This window comes from Neobacillus sp. NPDC093127, assembly GCF_044754175.1.
Lineage (GTDB): Bacteria > Bacillota > Bacilli > Bacillales > Cytobacillaceae > Neobacillus.
This window is the reverse complement of sequence record NZ_JBIVOP010000009.1, coordinates 83,834-106,088: the sequence shown is the minus strand read 5'-3', so window position 1 is coordinate 106,088 and position 22,255 is coordinate 83,834. Positions and strand designations below refer to the sequence as shown.

The following is a 22,255-nucleotide window of genomic DNA, read 5'->3' as shown; positions in this document are numbered from 1 at the left end:
GGAAATTAAGAACCAGCGTAGGAATGCAGACCGGCGATAATCAGGTTAACGGCAACAAGGTTAAACATAATAATAACAAAACCGATTACAGCAAGCCACGCCGATTTTTCTCCGTGCCAGCCTTTGGAGAGACGAAGATGCATAAAGGCAGCATAGAATAACCAAGTGATTAATGCCCAAACCTCTTTCGGGTCCCAGCCCCAGAACCTAGACCAAGCCATTTGTGCCCATATCATCGCAAAAACCAGCCCTCCGAGAGTAAATACTGGGAAACCAATTAACACGGATCGATAGCTAATTTCATCAACAAAGTCAAGATTAATGTTTTTCACGAGCGGTTTTAGAGCAGCGGCAATCCGCTTCCGTAAGACCAATCTAATAAAGCCGTAAAGGACTAAACCGGCCATTAATGACCAAATAACGGTATTTAATTTTTTGGCATTAATGATCGCTGGCATTTCGACAAGCGGTTTAAAGCCCTCTTTAGTCAGTAATTCTCCCTCATGTGGACCGGTAAGTGCAGGCATGGTGTATTCCATAACATTCACCTTCCCATGTTTATCCGTCCAATTAAATTTTTCGTGATAACCTGTGGCAGAAAATACTGTTGAAATGACAACAAATCCTAGTACCGCCACTAACGAAAACATCACTACTTCCAGCCAAAAATTTCGCTTGTTCGATTTTGTTTGATCAATCGCCTTGACGAGATAAATCACACCAGCTGCAAAACTAATTGCCAAGATGGCTTCTCCAATTGCTACCGTTGTAACATGAATATGGAGCCAATAACTTTGTAACGCTGGAATCAATGGAGAAATATCTTTTGGGAACATACTAGCATAGGCGATAACTAAAAGGGCCACAGGCATTGTAAATAATCCTAGCAAAGAAGTCCGATAAATAAAATAAATAACAATGAACGCACCTACAAGCGCCATCCCAAAAAACGTTGTAAACTCAAACATATTACTTACTGGAGCGTGTCCACCTGCAATCCATCTAGTAATAAAATATCCTAGCTGCGCAATAAAACCAACAATTGTTAAAGCTACAGCAATAACACCCCACTTGTTAGTTCCTTTATTTTCATTAAGCTCCTTCTTTGATTTTATCGCTCCCCCATAGAATGGGGTTGCAACTAAATAAAGAATAAAAGCAATAAACAGTAAATTACTACTTAGTGCTGCCAACTAATTCCCCTCCTTGTCCGTCTTTTCACTTTGCTGCTGATCTTCTGGCATGTTTAGTTTTGTATCCCTAAGAACCTTTTCAATTTCTTGTTTAAGGCCATACCAATTTTTGTTCGTGTGTGCCGCAATCCAGACCTGCCCATCTTTTTGTTGGATCCAAATCCGGCGATGGTTCCAGTATGCGCCTTGGATAACACCAATCATGAACAGGATTCCACCCAAAATAATCGCCCATAACGTTGAATCCTTGCGAACGATAAATCCTGAGGTATTTTTGGTTTCAATCCCCTTAAATGCCATCTTATACGTATTATCGCCAAACGGCTCAATTGTCTGCTTGATGGCAACAAAACTCGTTTCACCCTCTGGCTTTTCAGGTGAAATCATCTGAAAGACAAAAGCTGGATTATTGGGTACTCGCGTTTTCGTACTCGGCTCGCCGTCTTTGGCGAATTCAAAGTCTGGAAAATAATTAAGAATTTTTACTGCATAGCCATTTCCAAGATCATACGTTTCCTTTGGATCTTGAAGATCAATTTCCAGTTCACCAACGGATTGGTTGGTGTTTTTATTCGCCAAGAAAAAGCTCATCGCTTTTAGCTCACTTCTAAATGAGGCTTGAAAGATCGAATAGCCTTCAAAGTCTAGCGGGTGATTCACACGAACTTTATATTCCTTTACCTTCTCAAGCTTTGGCTTTTCCCCAGGCAGGTTATCGCTAACCCGTTTATAAAGGACAACATTTGATTGGTAATTTTTCACCACATCACCGGCACGTTCTAAGGCTTTTTCAAAGGTTTTATTTTGGTCTTTATCATAGTGCTGCAAAATAAATTGATTGTTTTGCAAGTAAAATGTTTCTCCCGTTTCTGGGACAGCAGCGGTTTCCCCCTCTTTCACCCACAAGTTCTCATTAACATACATCCCCGGTATAAAACGAAGCATGCCCCCGAACAAGAAAATAATTAAACCAACATGGTTTATGTACGGGCCCCAGCGGGAAAATCGGCCTTTTTCCGCTAATAAATCGCCATTTTCTTCGCGAACATGGTAGCGTTTTTCCTTTAAATGATCCCTTACAGTATTTAAGTCTTTGTCATCTATTTCGGTATTGATTCCAAATACACGCTGGCGCTTGAGGAATCCTTCATGCCGGGTTACTCTTTGCGCTCTTAAAGACTTATATAAAGGAACAACTCGGTCAAGACTACAAATGACGAGCGAAATTCCAATCATTGCTATTAATAATAAATACCACCATGAGCCATATAAATCATGGAATCCCAGTTGATAGTATAATTTCCCAAACCAACCGTATTCTTGTTCGTAATACACTTCCGGCGGCAGATCAATATACATTTTCTGCGGCAGGACTGTTCCTAAAATAGATGCAAGTAAAGTAAGGATAATCAGCCAAACGCCAACTTTTACAGACGAAAAGAAATTCCAGATTTTATCAACAATCGTTTTATTATAGGTTTGTGAACGGCGTGCACTGCCTTCGTAGCGCATATCCAGTAATTGATCCTTGTTTTCCCGTTCATCCAATATCTTACCGCACGCTTCGCATAACACGGTTCCATGTGGATTCACGTGGCCGCATTCACATTTCACATCTTTCATTCTAAAAAACTCCCTGCAACCTTATGGTTTTATTTTCTCCATAAATTCCCTAATTCTATTTTCAGTCAGCTCGCCCTTATGATATTTAACCACTTTGCCATTTTTATCAATTAAAAATGTTGCCGGCAGCGGTTCAATACCATACACATTCATGACATCCTTATTGGTGTCAATCATAATTGGGAAATCAAGCTTGAGGCGGTTCGCAAATTGATTCACGGCGAGTGCGGATTCATTGATATCAATCGTTAATACCTGAACTCCTTTGTCTTTATATTGATGGTATTGGTTATTGATATAGGGCATTTCCTTTTTACAAGGAGGACACCATGTTCCCCAAAAATTCAGGAATACTCCCTGTCCCCGATAATCAGAAAGACGATGCTTGTTTCCCTGCATATCAACTAGAGCAAAATCAGGCGCCATTTCACCAACAGCGACTTTTTGTTTACTATCTTTTGTAAAATTCGCATACAGCGTAAAGGCAACGGCAGCACCTAATACAAGCAATATTATTGTTCTTATTACCAAACGCCGTTTTTTCATAAGTACTCCCCCCAGTAAATCAGCCGTCACAGTTTGTCTAAATTATATCATTTTACAATATCGATATAGTGTTTATGAGAGAAACTAATTGTGACGATTCTATGAATTTTTTTTAGATCTATCCATTGCTAACGCCCTAAGCTGCTTTACCTCATGCGGAGTCAGTTCCCTTGCCTCGCCAGCTTTTAAACCGTTCAATGTCAAGAATCCATATCGTTCACGCTTTAATTTCACCACTTCATGACCTATCGCTTCAAACATCCTTCTAACCTGCCGATTCCTGCCCTCATGAATACTAATTTCAACAATAGCTGATTGTTTTTTCTTATCTCCTGAAAGCATTTTCACTTTTGCCGGTGCTGTTTTCCCATCCTCTAGCCGAATTCCCTTTTCTAGTTTTCTTAGGTTCTCCCGTAAAGGAATTCCCTTGACTTTGGCAACATAGAGTTTTTCAACTTCATTGCTAGGGTGCGTCAGTAAATTGGCAAATTCCCCATCATTCGTTAACAGCAATAATCCCGATGTATCATAATCCAGGCGCCCAACAGGGAAAATTCTTTCTTGATAGTTTGAAAAGAAATCTGTAACGACCTTTCGCCCTTTATCGTCACTGACACTTGAAATGACCCCTTTTGGTTTATATAAAAGAAAATAGACAGGCTCTTCCTTCTCAATTTGGATTTCATTTACTTCAATCTTGTCGGAAGAAGTAACCTTCACACCCAGTTCCTTAACGACCTTGCCATTAACCTTTACTCTTCCATCTTTTATCAGTTCCTCAGCTTTTCTTCTGGATGCAATCCCAGCTTGAGCAATCACTTTTTGCAATCTTTCCATTTAGTTCACCTCAAAATTTTTCCGAATAAGCAAGTTTGACTTTTTTCACGGTGCTTTATAAATAGGAATATCTCCTATTTACCCTCAAAGACTTTTCATCTTACTATTCTAATGAATTATGACACAATTTCTCCACTTTTCAAAGTAACGGCTTTTTTATTCATAAAGAAAAAAAGTAAGCTCCCAATTTAGAGAACTTACTTTCTTGTTTTATCTTTATTTTGTTCCAAATATTAGGACCACCACGACAATGGCGGCAACTATTCCGACTAAATCTGCTAGCAGCCCGACCTTAAGGGCGTCGCCCATTTTTTTAATTCCGACTGCTCCAAAGTAGACGGTTAATACATAAAAGGTCGTATCCGTACTTCCCTGTAATACCGATGCCAGCCGGCCAATAAAAGAGTCTGGATGATGGACGGCAATTAAATCACTTGTCATTCCAAGCGCAGCTGTTCCGGAAATTGGCCTAATGATTAACAATGGGACAATTTCAGCCGGCACTGACAGCGAATTCATTAGGGGGCGTATCCAATTCATTAAGGCGTCCAAGGCACCTGAGGCACGAAAGATGGAGATAGCAACCATCATCCCCACTAGAAACGGAATGATTGATACCGCTATTTTTATTCCCTCTTTTCCACCTTCAACAAAGCTTTCATAGGTTGGTACTTGTTTAAATGTTCCATATAATAGAATAAATCCGATTAATAAAGGGATAAAAGTTAACGAAATTATCGAGATTAGCTGCATACTTTATCATCCTTTACGGCTTCTGCGATAATAAAAATAACGGTCTATTAGAATAGCCCCTATTGCCGATATAATCGTGGCAATGATGGTTGGGACAACAATTTCGGTAGGCGAAGCTGAATTATAGTTCATGCGAATCGCAATGACAGTAGTAGGAATAATCGTTATGCTCGCTGTATTTATGGCCAAAAAGGTGACCATCGACCTGCTCGCAGAATTTTTTCCGCCATTTAATTTCTTCAGTTCCTCCATAGCTTTAATACCAAGTGGCGTTGCCGCATTTCCCAGACCAAACATATTTGAAATCATATTCGATAAAATATAGCCCATCGCCGGGTGGTTTGTTGGGACTTCAGGAAAGATGATTTTTACAAGCGGGCGAAATAATTTAGACAATCGTTCAAGCAGGCCTGACTCCTCAGCAATCCGCATCATTCCCAGCCAGAAGACAAGAACACTAATTAAACCGATACAAAGTGTGACTGCTTCCTTCGCGCCGTCAAATATGGCCTTGTTCACTTCCTCCATTGTTCCATTGAACAGCCCAAAGATAATCCCCACTATCGCCAAAAACGCCCAGATATAATTAACCATTGACGTTCACACCGATAATTGTTAGGAAAATGTTCTTGAAAAAATGAAACAATCCTTTCTTCTTTTCAGGCTCGTTTTCATAGTAAATCGGGGTTTCCTCGACCACTCTGCCATCTAAATAAACGGCTGCCTTGCCAACAATTGTTTCGGCTTTCTTAGAAGAAGACCACTTTTTCTCGGGCTTAGATACCTTATATTTCACTGAAAACAAATCTGTTTCAGCGGTTGTCGCAGGGTAGACAATTGATTTTTTCACGAACAAATGATTTTCATAGTCATTGTTTTTGCCTATATCAATTTTCCCCTTCGATACGACTTCAAACATGTCGAAGCCTTTAAACCCATTTTCATACATGGAAATATGATCATTCCAGTCATCAGGCCCATTCAAGGTTACCGCAATCAGACTCATATCTCCTTTTGTCGCGGTTGTAACCAGCGTTCTTTTCGCACGTTTGGTAAACCCGGTCTTCCCTCCAGTGCAATACTTGTATTTTGACAGCAGTCGATTTTTGTTTTTCCACTCGCGGTCCCAATTTTCCGTTGGATTCGGAGCATGATATTCCTTAGTGCCGGAAATCTTTTGAAAGGTCTTATCTTTCATGGCATAGCGCATCAAGATGGCCATATCATAGGCGGTTGAATAATGATTTTCATGATCATCAAGTCCATGAGGATTAGCAAAATGGGTATTGTACATCCCTATTTCCTTTGCCTTTTGATTCATTAAATAGGCGAAGCCATCGACACTTCCGCCCACGTATTCGGCAATCGCAACAGCCGTATCATTTCCAGACCTGAGCATCAATCCATATACGAGATCATTTAGCTTGATTTTTTCCCCTGGTTTTAAATAAACAGATGACCCTTCAGCACGAGTTGCTTTTTCACTTACCTTAACAGTTTGATTCATTTTCCCCGATTCAATTGCGAGAATGGCGGTCATGATTTTAGTTATACTGGCAATTCTCCTTTTAGTGTGGGCATCTTTCTCAAATAGGACACGGCCAGATTGCTGTTCGATTAGGACAGCACTAGCAGCACTTACTCCAAGGGAAGCATCCACCTTTTGAGGAATGTTTGCAATGAATAGTGACACCATGAGGGAAAAAATTACTAACTTTGAAATCATTCTCATCAGATTTACCTCGTCCCCTTCTTAACTGATTGACCCTTGTACAATTTTATGCGGGACAAGGTGTAATATGACTATTCGCGTTTAGAAAAAACAAAGCATCCGACGGCTGTCGCATGCTTAATTTAGGAGCTATCCATTTTTAAAGTGCCGGCCATTTTATGTCGGCTGCTTTTTCAAACTTCATTTCAACATCATGCCAATTAACAATATTCCACCATTTGTCCACGTATTCAGCCCTGTTATTTTTGTATTGGAGATAATAGGCATGCTCCCAAACATCGAGGACAAGAAGCGGGATCGTGTCCCACTGGGTCAGGAGCATATGCCGTTCTGATTGTAATACCTCTAAATGTCTTGCCCTTGGTGACCAAACTAAAAGGGCCCAGCCGGCACCTTCAACTTGTTTAGCTGCTTCTGAAAATTGGTTTCTAAAAGCGGAGAAGCTGCCAAAATATTGGTCTATTTCCTCTTTAAGGAGGCCACTTGGCATTCCACCTCCATTTGGGCTCATGTTTTTCCAAAAAATCGTATGAAGATAATGCCCTGACCCGTGAAAGGCAAGCTCTCTCGACCAATGCTTTATCAATGAAAAATCATTTGTCTCCCTAGCTTTCTTTAGCTTAAGTTCAGCTTTATTTAACCCGTCAACATATGCCTGGTGGTGCTTTTCATGATGCAGTTTCATTATTTCTTCTGATATATAAGGCTCTAATCCATTATAGGAATAAGGAAGCTCTGGGAGCGTATGGCCTCCCGGTGCAATATGTTTTTCAACTACCCAAATGGCTCCAATCCCTTTTTCTTGTTTTCTTTTAAAATATTCTTCCAACTGATCATGGATATGCTCAGCTTTTGTTTGAAGGAATACGAGCTCCTCATTTGATAACTCGCGGTCTGTGCTTTCAATTAGTTCGGCAAAATCATCAAGCTTTTCCCAAAGCTCAGAGTCTTGGCTAACCTTCTCAGAACTTAAAAACTGTTTCATTTGCTCATTCCATTCAAATAGTTCATTAACATATCGGCCAAACCGATCCATCTTATCCCTCCATTCCATTAAGTAGTCTACCTAAATGGTATGAAGGCTAAGGTTTTTTAAGAACAGATAAAAGGCTGCCCCGTTAAAAAGGACAGCCATTCGGAAGATTATTTTGTTTGAATCATTTTTGTCCGGTAATCTGTTTCATAATACTCAAGTTCTTCTCTAATCCGCTGGAATTCACCTTCAAGACTGATCAGCAGACGGGCTATGCTAGCCGGGACCTTTCGATAAAACTTAATCGAATTCCTGCCTGTGTAGGCGGACCTGCTGTCTTCATACCAGGCATCATTCTTTGGTGAGAAAAACTCTTCAATACATTGATGATAAATTTTGTATAGCGTCTTTTCCGCTGCCGCTTTTTGAAAAGGTTCACATTGCAAAATAATCGAGCAGGCATCCAAGCCTTCCTCACTATATACGATAAGCTTTCGTAAATTTGCTAAGATTAACTTCGTATAGGTCCGGTCATCCTCGATTCCTTCAATCAACTTTGTTATTGTTGTTTCATTAAGGAAATTCTCTAGAGTTGTAATAGTCTTACTTAGAAACTCTTTTACATCGTTCAGTTGTGAATTTACTAACGTATTCCCCATCGTTACCCCCCTGGAAACTTTGAACTTCGAAAACGGTCTAGCTCCGGTCCCATACGCTGCTAAACGTCCGCTTCCGCTTTTCTTATTTCGGCTGCATGATAAACTCAAGCGGCGAACGAAGCTGATAACCTTTATTTTGTTTAAGAGCTAGAAATATTTCAGGCAGTTTCTCAAAATTAATATCTTGAAAATAGGATGCAAACTCATACTTGGAATTGATATAGAGGCGTTTCCGTCCTCGCAAACCAGGATTTTTCAACAGGCAGACAAGTGCCACGATATCCTTGAACTGGACCTCATTTCCGTCTTGAACCATGATTGGGTTTTGATCGTACGGAGTAAACTCTTTAATAATTTCATCAAAATAACGAACATAAAGAACATGAAGCGTTTTTTCCTCGCCGTCTTCGGTGAACGTAACCTCACTCCGGTTAAAAAAGTCCTCAGAAGTATTTGATTGTTCCTTTTCTAATTCAAACCCTTTACACTCTTTAATTAGCAACTTAATCCCGCCCCTTATTGAAATGCTCATTCCATTTATGACAGTAAAAACCATTTTAAAAACCGTATACTTATTTTAACATAAATTTTGATTGTCGATTGAAGATTAAGAGTTAATCGTTTCCTGAAACTTAGAAAAGAATAAATCGGCTTCCTCTTGAATAAATTCATCTTCCACTTTTTCGGGGAGCTGTGGAAGTTCCTTCAAGCTTTTTAGACCAAAATAATCGAGAAACTCTTTCGTTGTACCATATAAATAAGCCCTGCCGGTGCCTTCCGCCCGGCCGACATCTGTTATTAACACTTTTGATATTAGTGTATGTAAGGGCCGCTCTGTTTTCACACCCCGAATTTCTTCAATTTCCGCTCTAGTAATCGGCTGTTTATAGGCAATGATTGCCAACGTCTCTAAAGCTGCTTGAGACAAAGTCGATGTATGCGGGGAATCTACCAGCTTCTTTAAATAGACCGCATTTTCTTTCTTGGTTGCCAGCTGATAGGTACCAGCCAGTTGGACAACCATGATTCCTCTTTTGTCATCTCGATCATATTCTTGTTTTAAACCCTCAATGATTTCACTTGCTTTTAACTCATCGACCTCTAAGACCACTGCTAATTGCTTCAGCGAAAGACCCTCATCACCAGCTGCAAATAAAAGGCTTTCGAGAATGCTCGACCAATTAATAATATCCAACCAAATCTGTCCTTTCCTTTAAAAAGCTTCTACATAAATATCTCCAAAATTTTCTTGCTGCCAGACGTCGATTTCTTTCCTTTTGATCAGCTCCAAAACGGCCAAAAAAGTAACGACTTTATGACCCTTGGCTGGAAAGGGAAATAATTCATTAAAATTCTTCCGTCCTTTAAGCTGTTTTAATTCATCCATTATTTCCGTCATTCTTGTTTCAATTGATATTTCATGGCGGGCAATTTTGGCCGCCATGGGGCGCTGAAGTTTCTTTCGTCGTAATAATTTTTGAAAAGCAGCCAGCATATCATAAAGAGAGACATTTAACTCTGACTTTCCAGGCTGAAGCTCCTTTGCAAAATCCGATAGGTCGCTTGGCGGTTTTGTATACATTAAGCCGCGTTCTTCTTCCATTGATTTTAAATCATGCGCAGCTTCTTTGTATTTCCGATACTCTATTAAACGCTCAACAAGTTCATCCCTAGGATCTTCCTCAAAAGACACTTCCAGGTCCTCGTCAGCGAAAACCTCTTCATTCTTTGGTAAAAGCATTTTACTCTTAATCGCTAGCAACGTAGCAGCCATTACCAAAAACTCACTTGCGACATCAAGTTTTAGCTCCGTCATTGTTTTAATATAGATTAAATATTGTTCCGTAATTTGAGAAACTGGAATATCATATATATCAATTTCGAGCCGGTTAATTAAATGGAGCAGCAGATCTAGCGGCCCTTCAAACGCATCAATTTTCACCTGATACGGCATTATCTCTCACCAAAATTCTAAAAAAATTTAATTCACTACATATTTACTGCGACTATAAATAGTATAGAGGATTCAATTGGGTTATCCAATAGAAAAATAACCCTACAGGGTGTTTATTACGAAAACGTGATGTTTGCCCATAACAATAGACAATTTTCTTACATATGATGACAAGGAAAAGAACAAAAACTTTTTAGGAGGTAATAAATATGGATGGCGGTTTCGGAGCCGGTTTTGCATTAATCGTTGTTCTATTCATTTTGTTAATTATCGTTGGGGCTTCCTGGGTCTATTAATATAAAATATACGGAAGTACCTGCATAGTTAGCACTGTCCCAACTGAGGACAGGACAATATTGATTAGAATAAGAGGGGACCCGTCTATCCTGACGGGTTTTTTTATTTTCGGATTCCTTTTTAACCAAGGTAATCGCCGGTGTGATAAACTGGATATAAACCACTTTATTAGGGGGATTATATGTATCCGCAAGAATACATTCAATTTTTAACCCATTTTCATGGCGACAGAGATTATTTTGAGTGTCATGAAGTACTTGAAGAATTATGGAAAAAGACAGATTCAGGCAACAAAGATTCCAGCTGGGTCGGACTTATTTTATTAGCCGTTTCAACTTATCATCACCGCAGGGGTAATTATAAAGGGGCGAAACGAACGTTAGAAAAAGCGGTGAAAATTTTTGAAACGCCGGCCAATCTTGGCTTAGATTTTCAGCAGCTTAACAATTTGTTATCAAGTCGGTTAGCGCTAATTAATACAGAAGCTGCCTATACGAGCTTTGAATTACCAATCTGTGACCCAGTCTTATTAGAAGTATGTAAAAAATCCTGTGCCAGCACTGGATTTTTATGGGGGCAAGAAAGCGATACCGCAAACATTAGCCTCATTCATCGCCATAAACTAAGGGACAGAACTGACGTTATTCGAGAACGTGATCAGTCATTAAAGATGCGAAAAGGCAGCGAATAAAACTTATTCGCTGCCTTTTAAAGGTAAACTAGCAAAAATCACACTTTTCGATAAATCCAGCTGTATTTTCGTTTGCGGTGATTTCTTTATCGGCATACATTTCCTTCAGTGCTTTAACCATCCGTTTCCCAACCCCCTGAAAACGATGGGAAGGATTTACAGAAATATGCTGAATCTCAAGGGAATTTGTATCTTTATGATACAAGACTCCAAGGAGACCAATAATGTCTTCCTCTTTCCAGAGAAAAAGCTGCCAATCCTCTTCAGTTTCATATTCCCTCATGGTTTGCTGGAGCTTCTTTAAGTCCTTTTCGTTTGGCATAAAGGACAATAAACCCATCGCAATTTTTTCCAAAGTTTTCTTATAACGAATTAACATTTAGATCCCTCATTATATCAAATAAACCGATGAAATCCCTGGTTTAGCAATAGTATATTTTTTCCAAATAAATCATTAATAAACCTTATTCATTATATGTAGTAGAATTAATAATGTTTCTCTATATACAATCATACAAAATAAATGGTAAATCATCAATGAATAATCTAGCTATCGGTTTGGTCCAATAAAAATCCAGTAGATCATTCCCCAAATAACGGATAGCCCAATAAGTATGCTAAATAAAATCCAGTTGTTCCTTTTCATTAAAAAATTTCCTCCACCAAGAGTTCTTCTGTTCTTCATTCTACACCATATAACAGAAATAATCTATTTTCTCTTACAAAATTTGCATTTCTAGCGGCAAAGTTTTTAAAACTATGAAACTTCTAGGTTAAATTATACGTTTATATTATAGGTTTCGGTTATATTATTAATGAACACTCTCTTGACTACCATGAAATGATCCAAGGAGGCAAACAATGAAAAAAGTACTTATTTTACTAATTGCCACATTTATGCTCGCAGTTCCTCTTCGTGGCTTAGCTGACATGGCTGAGGGCGACATGATTGTCACATTAGGCGAAAATTTAACAACAGAGCAAAAAAACAAGTTATTATCAGAAATGGGTGCACCGGAGGATGTTCAAATCGTAACGGTCTCAAATCAAGAAGAACATCAATATTTAGGGAAATATGTTGCCAAATCTTTAATTGGTACTAAGGCGATCTCATCCTCAGCGATTACCATTGCACCAAAGGGTTCTGGGATTACGGTTAAAACAAAGAATATCAATTGGGTTACTGATGAAATGTATGTGAATGCGCTGATTACTGCGGGAGTCAAGGATGCGGATATTTATATTACGGCACCAATTGCCGTTTCTGGAACCGCTGCGTTAACAGGCATTATTAAGGCCTACGAAATTTCAGCAGATAAAACCATTCCTGAGGAAGTTAAACAAGCGGCAAACCAAGAGATGGTTGAAACCGCCAAATTAGGCGACTCCATTGGTGATAAGAATGCCGCGGCATTAATTGCCAAAGTAAAAGAAGAAATCGCCAAGAAAAAGCCGAAAAACGATGAGGAATTACAAAAAATCATAGATCAAGCGGCTAAGGATTTAAACGTCAAGCTTAGCGATAAGGAAATGCAAAGACTGATTGACTTTTTTAATAAGCTAAAGGATTTGAATATCGACTGGAAACAAGTAAGCGATCAGCTGAATAAAGCAAAAGACCGCATTTCAAAATTTCTTCAATCCGAAGAGGGACAAGGTTTCTTTGAAAAAATCAAGCAATTCTTTATTTGGCTGATTGATGCGATTAAATCTCTCTTCTCTTAATTTGTTGAAAAAGCTGCCGGATTTCCCGGCAGCTTTTCTTATTTAAAAGGTAAATCAAGTCTTACGATGTCCTCATAGGTCTCTCTTTTTACTACAAGGGTGGCTTTCCCGTTCTCTACAAAAACAACAGCTGGACGAGGGATCCGGTTATAGTTGTTTGACATGGAATAACCATAGGCACCCGTACAAAAAACCGCAAGAATTTCCTCTGCCCCTGTTTCTGGCAAAGGTAAATCCCAAATCAGCATATCGCCTGATTCGCAGCACTTGCCAGCAATCGAAACCGTCTCATTCGGCTGTGCTAATGGTTTTTTCGCCAGAACCGCTTCATATTTTGCTTGGTAAAGAGCCGGTCTAATATTATCACTCATCCCGCCATCAACAGCTAAATATTTCCTCACACCAGGAACATCTTTAGAAGAACCTACTTGATATAACGTAATACCCGCATCCCCAACAAGGGAGCGGCCTGGTTCAATCCATATTTCCGGCATTTTCAAAGAAGATTGACTAGTCAAATTTTTAACTTCTTTGATTATTTCGCTCACATATTGCGAAGGAGGTATCGGTTCATCCTCTTTTGTATAACGGATACCAAACCCGCCGCCCAAGTTTAGTACCTTTGCTTCGAAGCCAAGCTCATTTTTCCAGACTGCCATCTGTTCAACAATTTTCTTTGCCGCAAGTAAGAAACCAGTGGTTTCAAATATTTGCGAACCAATGTGGCAATGAAGTCCCAGAACATCAAAATGTTCAAATTGAAGGGCTGTAATTAATGCCGTTCCTGCTTGACCATTTTGTAGGTCAAAACCAAATTTTGAATCTTCCTGCCCGGTTAAAATGTAATCATGAGTATGGGCTTCGATTCCCGGGGTTATCCGTAAAAGGATGTTTACTTTAACGTTTTTCTCTTTGCAAATGGATTTTAATAGTTCCATTTCAAAAAAATTATCGACCACAATACAGCCGATTCTGTTGTCCAACGCCATTTCCAATTCTTCTTTGCTTTTATTGTTTCCGTGAAAGTGAATTCTGTCAGGCGGAAAATCTGCAGCAAGAGCTGTGTATAATTCTCCTCCGGAAACAACATCAAGTGATAAGCCTTCCTCTTCTGCCAGCTGCACCATTGCCACAGTCGAAAAGGCCTTGCTTGCATATGCTACTTGAGAGTTTATGTTTTGCTCTTCAAAGGCTTGCTTAAACCCTCGTGCTCGCTCCCTCATTAATGCGACATCATAAACATATAGGGGAGTTCCAAAATCTCGAGTTAATTCTATCGTATCGACTCCGCCTATTTCCAAATTCCCAGCTTTATTCACGCCTGATGTTCCGTAATGATACATTCCCTTCCCTCTCTCCGCAACGACTCACAGTCTTAAAAGATAATAAATAAATAATAGACAGAATCCGCTAAAGAAACTGCCTATTTAAAATCCTTTATTTAATTAAAATACTTTAGCATAACAGCGGAAAAACCGCAATTATTTCTTATGTTTTTATCCTTTAGGCGGCTGTCGGAAGCGGTTCCTTGGATGCACAATACTTGGTCTCAGGTAAGACCCGGGGATTGCCCTGCGGAAGACGATTTGTAAGAATCCTTTTGGCTCAAAAGGAAGAAATGGCCAAAAATAGGGTGTATTAAGAGCCCGCATATGAACAAGAAATAGAAAAAGTAATGTTCCGCCAATGACAAAACCTGAAAGATGAAATGCTGCTGTTACAATCAAAAGCAGCATTCTCGATATCTTATTTGCCACACCTAACTCATAGCTTGGTGTGGTAAATGTACCGATACCGGCAACAGCAACATAGAGGATAACCTCAGGAACAAATAAACCAACATCAATCGCAATTTGCCCAATCAATACCGCAGCAATTAAACCCATTGCTGTTGATAGTGGTGTTGGCGTATGAATGGCAGCCATCCGCAAGAATTCTATCCCAAAATCAGCTAGTATTAGTTGAACGACAACCGGGATATTTGTTTGTTCATTTGGCCCAATAAAAGAGAGCTTTTCCGGTAACATACTAGGCTCTAACACAAATAACATCCATAACGGAAGCAGAAATATTGACGTTAACACACCTAAAAAACGAGTCCAGCGTACAAAAGTACCTGCAGCAGGTGCTTCCCGAAATTCTTCAGCATGCTGGACATGATGAAAGAATGTTGCAGGCGTGATAATCACACTTGGAGAAGTATCACAAAATATAACGACATGCCCCTCTAAGATATGCGCAGCTGCTACATCCGCCCGCTCCGTATATCTTACAATCGGAAATGGATTCCATCCCTGCTTCACGATAAACTCTTCAAGCGTTTTATCCCCCATCGGGATTCCATCAACATCGATGGCTTGTAATTCTTTTCGAAGAATATTGAGTAAATCTGCATCTGCAACATCGGCTAAATAACCAAGTGCAACATCCGTTTTCGAACGCTTCCCCACTTTTAACATTTCAAAGCGGAGCCGTCCATCACGAATTCGCCTTCTTGTTAACGCCGTATTCAAGACAATATTTTCGACAAAGCCATCACGGGCCCCTCTGACAACCTTTTCTGTATCCGGCTCTTGAGGAGATCGTCCTGGATAGCTTCTTACATCAATAATAAAAGCGGTACTTTCCCCTTCCATTACGACGGCGATTAATCCAGACAGGACCTGATCAACCACTGTATCCAGCATTTTCGTCTGTTCAACAGATTGATTCAAAAGCCGATTATCAATCACCTTAAATAGATCTGTAGACAGTTTTTCATGATCGTTGATTTCTACTAATTCTTCAATCAGTTGAATAATATAGAGGGTATCACATAAACCATTTACATAATAAATGTGAACATCTTTTTTTAGAATTTTTAATTTCCTTATCCCTATATCAAAACTGACCCCAAGCCCTGCACGTTGTTTCATATAGTGTTCAATTTCATTGACTGATTCGGGGATTGGCCATTTTTGGTCCTCTATTTGTGTCATAAAAACCACTCCTTTCAAGTATTAGCTGGACCGCTTTTTTCGTGATCGGTGAACCGACTTTGTAGGAGTCGTGTCTTGCCATTTTTCCGATATCGCCAATTCCTACTATGAGCGGAACATCCAATTCATCAAGACAGTAAACGGTATCTCCGTTTATTCTCCCGGGTTCAAGTTCCTGTATACCAAATTTATCTACTCCATTTGGGGTTAACTCCCCGTCCCGGTCGATACTTACGTCAATCCTTGTCCATTCCTCATGCCTTGATTTTGCGGCAACTGCGATCACACCTAAGACCTCGATTTCATCATGGAAAGCTACATATTTCAATGCGTTTTCACCAGCACCCTCACCGACAATCCCACTATCGTCAAACATCACCAATACGGGATCGTGTGGAGCTTTTTTAATTAAATGGACAAGTTCCGGACCAGTTAATTTGGAAGGATTCCCTTGGGACCTTGAAATACACCGTCCGCCAATCTCATGCGCCACATGCTCAATCGCCTTTTTGGCATATTCATCACCGTCAGTAACTAAAATGACACGCCTCCGAATACTCATCCTTTGATGTCCTTTCTTAGAAAAGCGTTAGCGCCTGAACGGCGACGTCCACAAGTCGTTAGGCGGATTGGGCTAGACAATTTCAAAGTCTTAATGATGAACAAAATACAGCCATTGAAAAATCGAGCCAAATATTTTCCCTAAAACAATTGCCATAATGAGGATGACAATTTCACCATCCAGCCGAATCCTTTTGGCAAGAATGGGCAGTACATTCAACACTTCTGTAAGAGCGGCTGCCAACATTCCAACAAAAACACCGCCAGTGATGCCTAATGGGATTAAAAAAAATGGTGAGATATGTAATACCGGGTCTCTTAGACTGGCAAATACCCCTGTAAGTGCTCCTAAGACCACTGCCCATTCATATTGTTGAATCATTTTCATTGTTTTGGTCAGCTGTGTCAGTCTGGGAATTATTCCAAGTACGGTGAGAAACGCAACAAACCCCGAGCCTACAGCCAATCCACTTGCAAATCCAAAAAAGCTAACGGCTAGAATATTAATCGTCGTCATTCGTTTTCTTCATACTTTCCTTGTTTTCATGGATAATGACGTAATTATCTAAATCCATCTGATAATTAAACATTTCTACTTCTAACGGGCTTGGTTCTTCGTTTAATCTTTTCTTGAATACATGATTAAAAAACAGAATCATTCCAAGACCTAAACCAAGAGAATATGGGATTTGAAAAAGAAATGGTTTTGCCTCTTTCTTACCGGTAATAATTGTATATATTTTTTCCTGTACACTTCTCATACTGACATCGTCATGAAAATTCATAATCGCCATTGCTGAACCAAAAAATAAGAGAAACCATATTAACAGAAAAAAAGGAATGGAAACTCCTTTTTTCTTATATGTTACTTCGATGATGGTTTGCGCAGGTCCAATCGTTTGAATTTCCAGTTCTCCAAACCTAGTGCTAATCATATTTATAACCTTCATGACATCAATAATGACAATATTCCGATCCGTTTCGGTTAACTGATGGACCATCATCGATTTTAAATTTGAGAGCACAGCTTCCGGGGCAATAATTTGGGCAACATCCTTTAACAGTACTTTTTCCTCCGGCTTAGATTGAACACGATTCCGCATGCGAATGTAAATTGTTTTTTCCAAAACATTCACTTCCCACACAATTATTTCCTCGTATATGTAGTATGGATAATATGTCTATTTTTCATGTAAAACAAATGAAAAAACCGTATGGATTAGAGATCCATACGGTCCTTCATTTGCTGTAAAATCTTTTTTTCAAGCCTTGATACCTGAACCTGAGAAATCCCAAGCCTTAGAGCAACCTCAGACTGGGTCTGGTCCTTATAATATCTTAAATAAACGATTAGCCTTTCTCGTTCATCCAAATCACGAATCGCTTCTTTTAAAGCAATTTTGTCAAACCATTTTCCTTCATTGCCATCATCAATTTGGTCTAATAATGTAATCGGATCACCATCATTTTCATAAACCGTTTCATGAATGGATGAAGGTGTTCTACTTGCTTCCTGTGCAAGGATAACATCCTCTGGCGACAGCTCCAAATACTCTGAGATTTCGTTAACAGTCGGAGTTCTGCCGAAATTCTTTGATAACTCATCCTTCGCTTTGCGGATTTTGTTTCCCATTTCCTTCAGTGAGCGGCTGACCTTTACGGTTCCATCATCACGAATAAAGCGCTGGATTTCCCCAATAATCATCGGTACCGCATAAGTAGAAAACTTTACATCGTAGGAAAGATCAAATTTATCCACTGATTTTAACAACCCGATACAGCCGATTTGGAACAAATCATCGGGGTCATATCCCCTGTTAAGAAAGCGCTGAACAACGGACCAGACGAGACGCATATTTTTTTCAACGATTAAATCTCTTGCATCTTGGTCGCCAGCTTGACTTTTTTTAATGAGCTCTTTAACCTCATGATCCTTTAGAAACGGTTGACTTTTTTCGTTCTTGACCTCCACATCCATCGGCAAGTCTCCTTAATTGCAAAGCATTTTGCTGGAATTTAAATGCTTCCGTAATTTAACCTCGGTTCCTCGACCTGGCTGTGTGAGAACCTCTACTTCATCCATGAAATTCTCCATGATGGTAAAACCCATACCGGAGCGTTCTAAATCCGGCTTCGTTGTAAATAATGGCTGACGAGCTTCTTCCACATCGACAATTCCTTTTCCACTATCTTTAATTGTTATATCAATCAAACTGTCCTCAATCGAAACTTGGATATAGACAATTCCATTCGGATTATTCTCATAACCATGAATGATTGCATTCGTCACGGCTTCGGAAACCACTGTCTTTATTTCGGTTAACTCATCCATAGTCGGATCAAGCTGGGCAATAAAGGCTGCAACAGTTACACGGGCAAATGATTCATTTTGACTTAAAGCACTGAACTCGAGGCTCATTTCATTCTTCATTCAGGCGACCCCCAATCTTTGCAATGCAAATTCCTCAGTCGGTTCCATTTTAATAATCTTAAATAAACCGGACATATCGAATAATCTTTGTATTGCAGGGGAAATCGCACAAACGACCATTTCACCGTGCACCTGTTTGATTTGTTTGTATCTTCCTAAAATAACTCCTAATCCTGAGCTATCCATGAAAGAAAGCTGTTCCAGATTCAAGACAATATGACGGATATCATTTTTTTCAATAATTGCTGTCGCTTTTTCACGAAGGGTATCCGCTGTATGATGGTCCAATTCACCACTTAAGCGAATAAGTAAAACGTCATTTTTGGTTTCCAATTCAATGTTAAGACTCACTATCCATAGGCCTCCTTAATCTGGTATAGTGAGTCAATTCGCCTCCAGTGCGAGTATTTCCTTCTATAAATACAAAACTAGTTGTAATTCGCTAAAAGAAGTGGACATTTTCTCAGTTTCGACAATAAGAAAAGCGCAAGCGCCTTGTTCAGCCCCGACAAGCACAAGACGAGCCGGCCGAAAGGTTGCTTTTTAACCTTTTGGACGGATTGGCTTGTGACCTCGAGGGGCTAGGCGCTGGAGCTGGACAATTCTCGAAGTCAAAAATTTATACCTTCATATCTATTAGAAATGATTATTTCCCCCCGGCCTTGGTAAACATGCCAAAAGAACGTTTATATAGGTTCCACCAGCCTGCTTCCTTTACTTCTTTTTTGGCGACTAAAGGACTTTCGAGAATTACCTTGCCGTCCTTCATTAGCTTAATTGTTCCTACTTTGTCCCCTTTTGAAATGGGGGCTTTTAGATTTTTTTGCAGTTCAATTTTTTGTTCAACATCTTTTGTCTTTTCACCTTTTTTGGTCAATAATGAAAGTGGTTCACTTGTTACGGCTTCGACAGACTTTTCTTTCCCTTTACTTACTTTTGCTTGACCAATGGTTTGATTTCGCTTAAACATTGGATGTGTCTGGTATTGACTAAAGGCATAATTAAGCATTTTTGTTACTTGCGCATTTCGTTCCTTTGAAGTCGGTGATCCAAAAACAACCGCAATTACACGCATGCCATCTTTTTGGGCAGTTGCTGTTAAACAATATTTTGCTTCAGCGGTAAACCCAGTTTTTAACCCGTCCACCCCTGGGTAAAAACGGACTAATTTATTTGTATTCACTAGCCAGAATTTTTTATCCGTATTTTCACGGAGGTAGGATTCATACATACCTGTAAATTTGGTAATCTCCTCATATTTCAATAATTCTTTTGCCATCACAGCCATATCAGCTGCTGAGCTAAAATGTCCTCCTACCGGAAGTCCCGTTGTATTTTTAAAGAAGGTATGCTTGAGGCCAAGTTCTTTTGCTTTATCATTCATCTTGTCAACAAAGGCTTCTTCAGACCCTGCAATTCTCTCGGCCATGGCAACAGACGCATCATTTCCTGAACCGATGGCAATTCCTCGCAACATTTCCTTTGTGGTCATTTCTTCACCAGGTTCAAGGAAAATTTGTGAACCACCCATCGAGGCTGCATACTCACTAGTACGGATTTTTTCATCCCAAGTAAGCTTTCCTTTATCAATCTCTTCCATGATCAAAAGCATGGTCATAATCTTAGTCATACTCGCCGGCGGCAGTTCTTCCTTACTATTTTTCTCGTAGAGGACTTTTCCGGTGTCACGCTCGATTAATATCGCAGATTTCACATTGCTGACAATATCAGCCGTCTTCTTTTCTTCAGCAGCAAAAGCCGATGGTCCCGCTAAACTTGTAAATAATATAAATGTCATTAATAAAGAGACAAATCGTTTCATTCGCATAACCCTCCATTCTTTATAGCCTCCATTTTTTCCAAAACAAACATTCTTATACAATTATTTCCTTTATTTTTAAGAAAAAAAAGGGTGTCAGGCACCATGTGAATTTTTCACATGGTGCCTGACACCCTAAACTACTTTTTGTTATTCGGTTATTTCTTCGTGAACCAGAATTGGTGCTTCTACCTTGGATGTGGAAATGTTGATATTTTCGTATAGCTTTTGTTTTACTTCATCCACGTTTTCAAAATTGCTGTAAATGGTTACTAATGATTCGCCTTTTTTGACTTGGTCGCCAATTTTCTTTCTTAGGACAAGGCCAACAGCTAAATCAATGACTGATTCTTTTGTTGCTCTTCCTGCTCCAAGGATCATCGCGGCTGTTCCTACTTCGTCTGCAATGATTTCAGAGACATAGCCGTCCTCTTTTGCCTCGAGTTCAACAACATATTTTGCTTGCGGCATTTTTGTTGGATCATCAACAATCGAGGCATCCCCGCCTTGAGAGCTCAAAAATACCTTTAATTTTTCAAGTGCGGAACCATCTTTTATCACATTTTCAAGCATTGTACGTGCTTCTGCAAGGGAGCCAGCCTTCTTAGCCAAGTAAACCATGTGGCTTCCAAGCGTTAAGCAAAGCTCTGTTAAGTCCTCAGGACCTTCTCCTTTTAAGGTATCAATCGCTTCCTTCACTTCAAGCGCATTTCCAATCGCATAACCAAGCGGCTGGCTCATGTCAGAGATAACAGCCATTGTTCTTCTGCCGACATTGTTCCCAATCCGCACCATTGCCTTGGCCAATTCTCTAGAATCATCTAGTGTCTTCATAAAGGCACCGGCACCTGTTTTAACATCAAGGACAATCGCATCAGCACCAGCAGCAATCTTTTTACTCATGATCGAGCTGGCAATCAGCGGAATGCTATCGACAGTGGCTGTTACATCCCTTAGTGAATATAGCTTTTTATCGGCAGGGGTTAAGTTCCCGCTTTGCCCAATGACTGCAATTTTATTTTTATTAACAAGGTCAATAAATTCTTCATTTTCAATTTCAACATGGAAGCCTTTGACCGCTTCTAATTTATCAATCGTTCCACCCGTATGACCTAAGCCGCGGCCGGACATCTTGGCAATTGGTACATCTAAAGCGGCAACAAGTGGTCCAAGTACAAGGGTTGTTGTGTCGCCAACTCCGCCTGTTGAATGCTTGTCGACTTTAATGCCTTCAATTTGCGATAAATCTATTTGATCTCCAGACTCAACCATTGCCATCGTTAAATCGGCTCTTTCTTTTTCGGTCATCCCTTTAAAAAAGATGGCCATCGTTAGGGCACTTACTTGATAATCTGGGATTGATCCATCTGTATAACCAGTAATAATAAAATTAATTTCTTCAGTTGATAGTTCGTGCCCGTCGCGTTTTTTCTCAATTAAGTCAACCATTCTCATCTTTATCACCACTTCGTTATAGTATTAG

Annotated in this window: 26 protein-coding genes; 3 read left to right on the top strand and 23 right to left on the bottom strand. The window is 39.7% G+C overall.

Features of this window, described 5'->3' with window-relative positions:
- Positions 1–5: 5 nt before the first annotated feature.
- The 12 genes from ccsB to ACIQCO_RS14130 all read right to left on the bottom strand — a co-directional run bounded on the left by ccsB (position 6) and on the right by ACIQCO_RS14130 (position 10,270).
- Positions 6–1,193: a c-type cytochrome biogenesis protein CcsB gene (gene ccsB, locus ACIQCO_RS14185; protein ID WP_400429569.1), complete on the bottom strand. Its 1,188-nt coding sequence runs from the start codon at positions 1,191–1,193 to the stop codon at positions 6–8.
- Complete coding sequence (resB, locus tag ACIQCO_RS14180; protein ID WP_400429566.1) at positions 1,194–2,816, bottom strand: cytochrome c biogenesis protein ResB; 1,623 nt, start codon at positions 2,814–2,816, stop codon at positions 1,194–1,196.
- A gap of 21 nt (positions 2,817–2,837) precedes the next feature.
- Complete coding sequence (resA, locus tag ACIQCO_RS14175; RefSeq protein ID WP_400429563.1) at positions 2,838–3,362, bottom strand: thiol-disulfide oxidoreductase ResA; 525 nt, start codon at positions 3,360–3,362, stop codon at positions 2,838–2,840.
- Between the two features lie 99 nt (positions 3,363–3,461).
- A complete protein-coding gene (gene rluB / locus ACIQCO_RS14170; RefSeq protein WP_400429557.1) occupies positions 3,462–4,199 on the bottom strand; it encodes a 23S rRNA pseudouridine(2605) synthase RluB in 738 nt (245 codons plus the stop codon).
- A gap of 216 nt (positions 4,200–4,415) precedes the next feature.
- Entirely contained in the window at positions 4,416–4,952 is a 537-nt protein-coding gene (locus tag ACIQCO_RS14165) for a spore maturation protein (protein ID WP_400429555.1), read from the bottom strand.
- Positions 4,953–4,958: 6 nt separating this feature from the next.
- Positions 4,959–5,546 carry a nucleoside recognition domain-containing protein gene (locus ACIQCO_RS14160; protein ID WP_066089436.1) on the bottom strand — a complete coding sequence of 196 codons (588 nt, stop codon included), beginning with the start codon at positions 5,544–5,546 and terminating at the stop codon, positions 4,959–4,961.
- Entirely contained in the window at positions 5,539–6,684 is a 1,146-nt protein-coding gene (locus tag ACIQCO_RS14155) for a D-alanyl-D-alanine carboxypeptidase family protein (RefSeq protein ID WP_400429552.1), read from the bottom strand. Before ACIQCO_RS14155 ends, ACIQCO_RS14160 begins: the two co-directional genes overlap by 8 nt.
- A 139-nt stretch (positions 6,685–6,823) precedes the next feature.
- Positions 6,824–7,720, bottom strand: coding sequence for a superoxide dismutase (locus ACIQCO_RS14150; protein WP_400429550.1), 897 nt, complete (start codon positions 7,718–7,720; stop codon positions 6,824–6,826).
- 107 nt (positions 7,721–7,827) lie between these two features.
- Positions 7,828–8,316: a YpuI family protein gene (locus ACIQCO_RS14145; protein WP_400429548.1), complete on the bottom strand. Its 489-nt coding sequence runs from the start codon at positions 8,314–8,316 to the stop codon at positions 7,828–7,830.
- An 82-nt stretch (positions 8,317–8,398) separates the two neighbouring features.
- Positions 8,399–8,818 carry a hypothetical protein gene (locus tag ACIQCO_RS14140; RefSeq protein WP_400429828.1) on the bottom strand — a complete coding sequence of 140 codons (420 nt, stop codon included), beginning with the start codon at positions 8,816–8,818 and terminating at the stop codon, positions 8,399–8,401.
- A gap of 105 nt (positions 8,819–8,923) precedes the next feature.
- Positions 8,924–9,511: an SMC-Scp complex subunit ScpB gene (gene scpB, locus ACIQCO_RS14135; protein ID WP_400429546.1), complete on the bottom strand. Its 588-nt coding sequence runs from the start codon at positions 9,509–9,511 to the stop codon at positions 8,924–8,926.
- 18 nt (positions 9,512–9,529) lie between these two features.
- Positions 9,530–10,270 carry a segregation/condensation protein A gene (locus tag ACIQCO_RS14130; RefSeq protein ID WP_400429544.1) on the bottom strand — a complete coding sequence of 247 codons (741 nt, stop codon included), beginning with the start codon at positions 10,268–10,270 and terminating at the stop codon, positions 9,530–9,532.
- A 209-nt stretch (positions 10,271–10,479) separates the two neighbouring features.
- Between ACIQCO_RS14130 and ACIQCO_RS14125 the strand changes: the two genes are divergently transcribed.
- Positions 10,480–10,566 (top strand): YjcZ family sporulation protein, encoded by an 87-nt coding sequence (locus tag ACIQCO_RS14125; RefSeq protein ID WP_101650965.1) that lies wholly within the window; start codon positions 10,480–10,482, stop codon positions 10,564–10,566.
- 182 nt (positions 10,567–10,748) lie between these two features.
- Entirely contained in the window at positions 10,749–11,258 is a 510-nt protein-coding gene (locus ACIQCO_RS14120) for a DUF309 domain-containing protein (RefSeq protein WP_400429543.1), read from the top strand.
- Positions 11,259–11,286: 28 nt separating this feature from the next.
- On the opposite strand, the gene ACIQCO_RS14115 is transcribed toward ACIQCO_RS14120, so the two are convergent.
- Positions 11,287–11,637 (bottom strand): GNAT family N-acetyltransferase, encoded by a 351-nt coding sequence (locus tag ACIQCO_RS14115; protein ID WP_400429540.1) that lies wholly within the window; start codon positions 11,635–11,637, stop codon positions 11,287–11,289.
- 482 nt (positions 11,638–12,119) lie between these two features.
- On the opposite strand from ACIQCO_RS14115, the gene ACIQCO_RS14110 reads away from it, so the two are divergent.
- Complete coding sequence (locus tag ACIQCO_RS14110; RefSeq protein WP_400429538.1) at positions 12,120–12,983, top strand: DUF1002 domain-containing protein; 864 nt, start codon at positions 12,120–12,122, stop codon at positions 12,981–12,983.
- Between the two features lie 38 nt (positions 12,984–13,021).
- Here the strand turns inward: ACIQCO_RS14110 and lysA are convergent, their stop codons facing one another.
- The 10 genes from lysA to ACIQCO_RS14060 all read right to left on the bottom strand — a co-directional run bounded on the left by lysA (position 13,022) and on the right by ACIQCO_RS14060 (position 22,227).
- Entirely contained in the window at positions 13,022–14,326 is a 1,305-nt protein-coding gene (lysA, locus tag ACIQCO_RS14105; RefSeq protein WP_400429535.1) for a diaminopimelate decarboxylase, read from the bottom strand.
- 153 nt (positions 14,327–14,479) lie between these two features.
- Positions 14,480–15,961, bottom strand: coding sequence for a spore germination protein (locus tag ACIQCO_RS14100; RefSeq protein ID WP_400429533.1), 1,482 nt, complete (start codon positions 15,959–15,961; stop codon positions 14,480–14,482).
- Positions 15,912–16,523 (bottom strand): stage V sporulation protein SpoVABEA, encoded by a 612-nt coding sequence (spoVAEA, locus tag ACIQCO_RS14095; RefSeq protein WP_400429531.1) that lies wholly within the window; start codon positions 16,521–16,523, stop codon positions 15,912–15,914. Before spoVAEA ends, ACIQCO_RS14100 begins: the two co-directional genes overlap by 50 nt.
- 90 nt (positions 16,524–16,613) lie before the next feature.
- Positions 16,614–17,039, bottom strand: a complete 426-nt coding sequence (locus tag ACIQCO_RS14090; RefSeq protein ID WP_400429529.1) for a stage V sporulation protein AB — start codon at positions 17,037–17,039, stop codon at positions 16,614–16,616.
- On the bottom strand, positions 17,026–17,649 hold the full coding sequence (locus tag ACIQCO_RS14085; RefSeq protein ID WP_400429527.1) for a stage V sporulation protein AA: 624 nt from the start codon (positions 17,647–17,649) through the stop codon (positions 17,026–17,028). Before ACIQCO_RS14085 ends, ACIQCO_RS14090 begins: the two co-directional genes overlap by 14 nt.
- Before the next feature lie 92 nt (positions 17,650–17,741).
- On the bottom strand, positions 17,742–18,500 hold the full coding sequence (sigF, locus tag ACIQCO_RS14080; protein WP_066089476.1) for an RNA polymerase sporulation sigma factor SigF: 759 nt from the start codon (positions 18,498–18,500) through the stop codon (positions 17,742–17,744).
- A gap of 12 nt (positions 18,501–18,512) precedes the next feature.
- Entirely contained in the window at positions 18,513–18,953 is a 441-nt protein-coding gene (gene spoIIAB, locus ACIQCO_RS14075) for an anti-sigma F factor (protein WP_066089479.1), read from the bottom strand.
- Positions 18,954–19,304, bottom strand: coding sequence for an anti-sigma F factor antagonist (gene spoIIAA, locus ACIQCO_RS14070; protein ID WP_024026752.1), 351 nt, complete (start codon positions 19,302–19,304; stop codon positions 18,954–18,956).
- Positions 19,305–19,599: 295 nt separating this feature from the next.
- Positions 19,600–20,775 (bottom strand): D-alanyl-D-alanine carboxypeptidase family protein, encoded by a 1,176-nt coding sequence (locus ACIQCO_RS14065; protein WP_400429523.1) that lies wholly within the window; start codon positions 20,773–20,775, stop codon positions 19,600–19,602.
- 147 nt (positions 20,776–20,922) lie between these two features.
- Entirely contained in the window at positions 20,923–22,227 is a 1,305-nt protein-coding gene (locus ACIQCO_RS14060) for a pyrimidine-nucleoside phosphorylase (protein ID WP_400429521.1), read from the bottom strand.
- Positions 22,228–22,255: the final 28 nt, after the last annotated feature.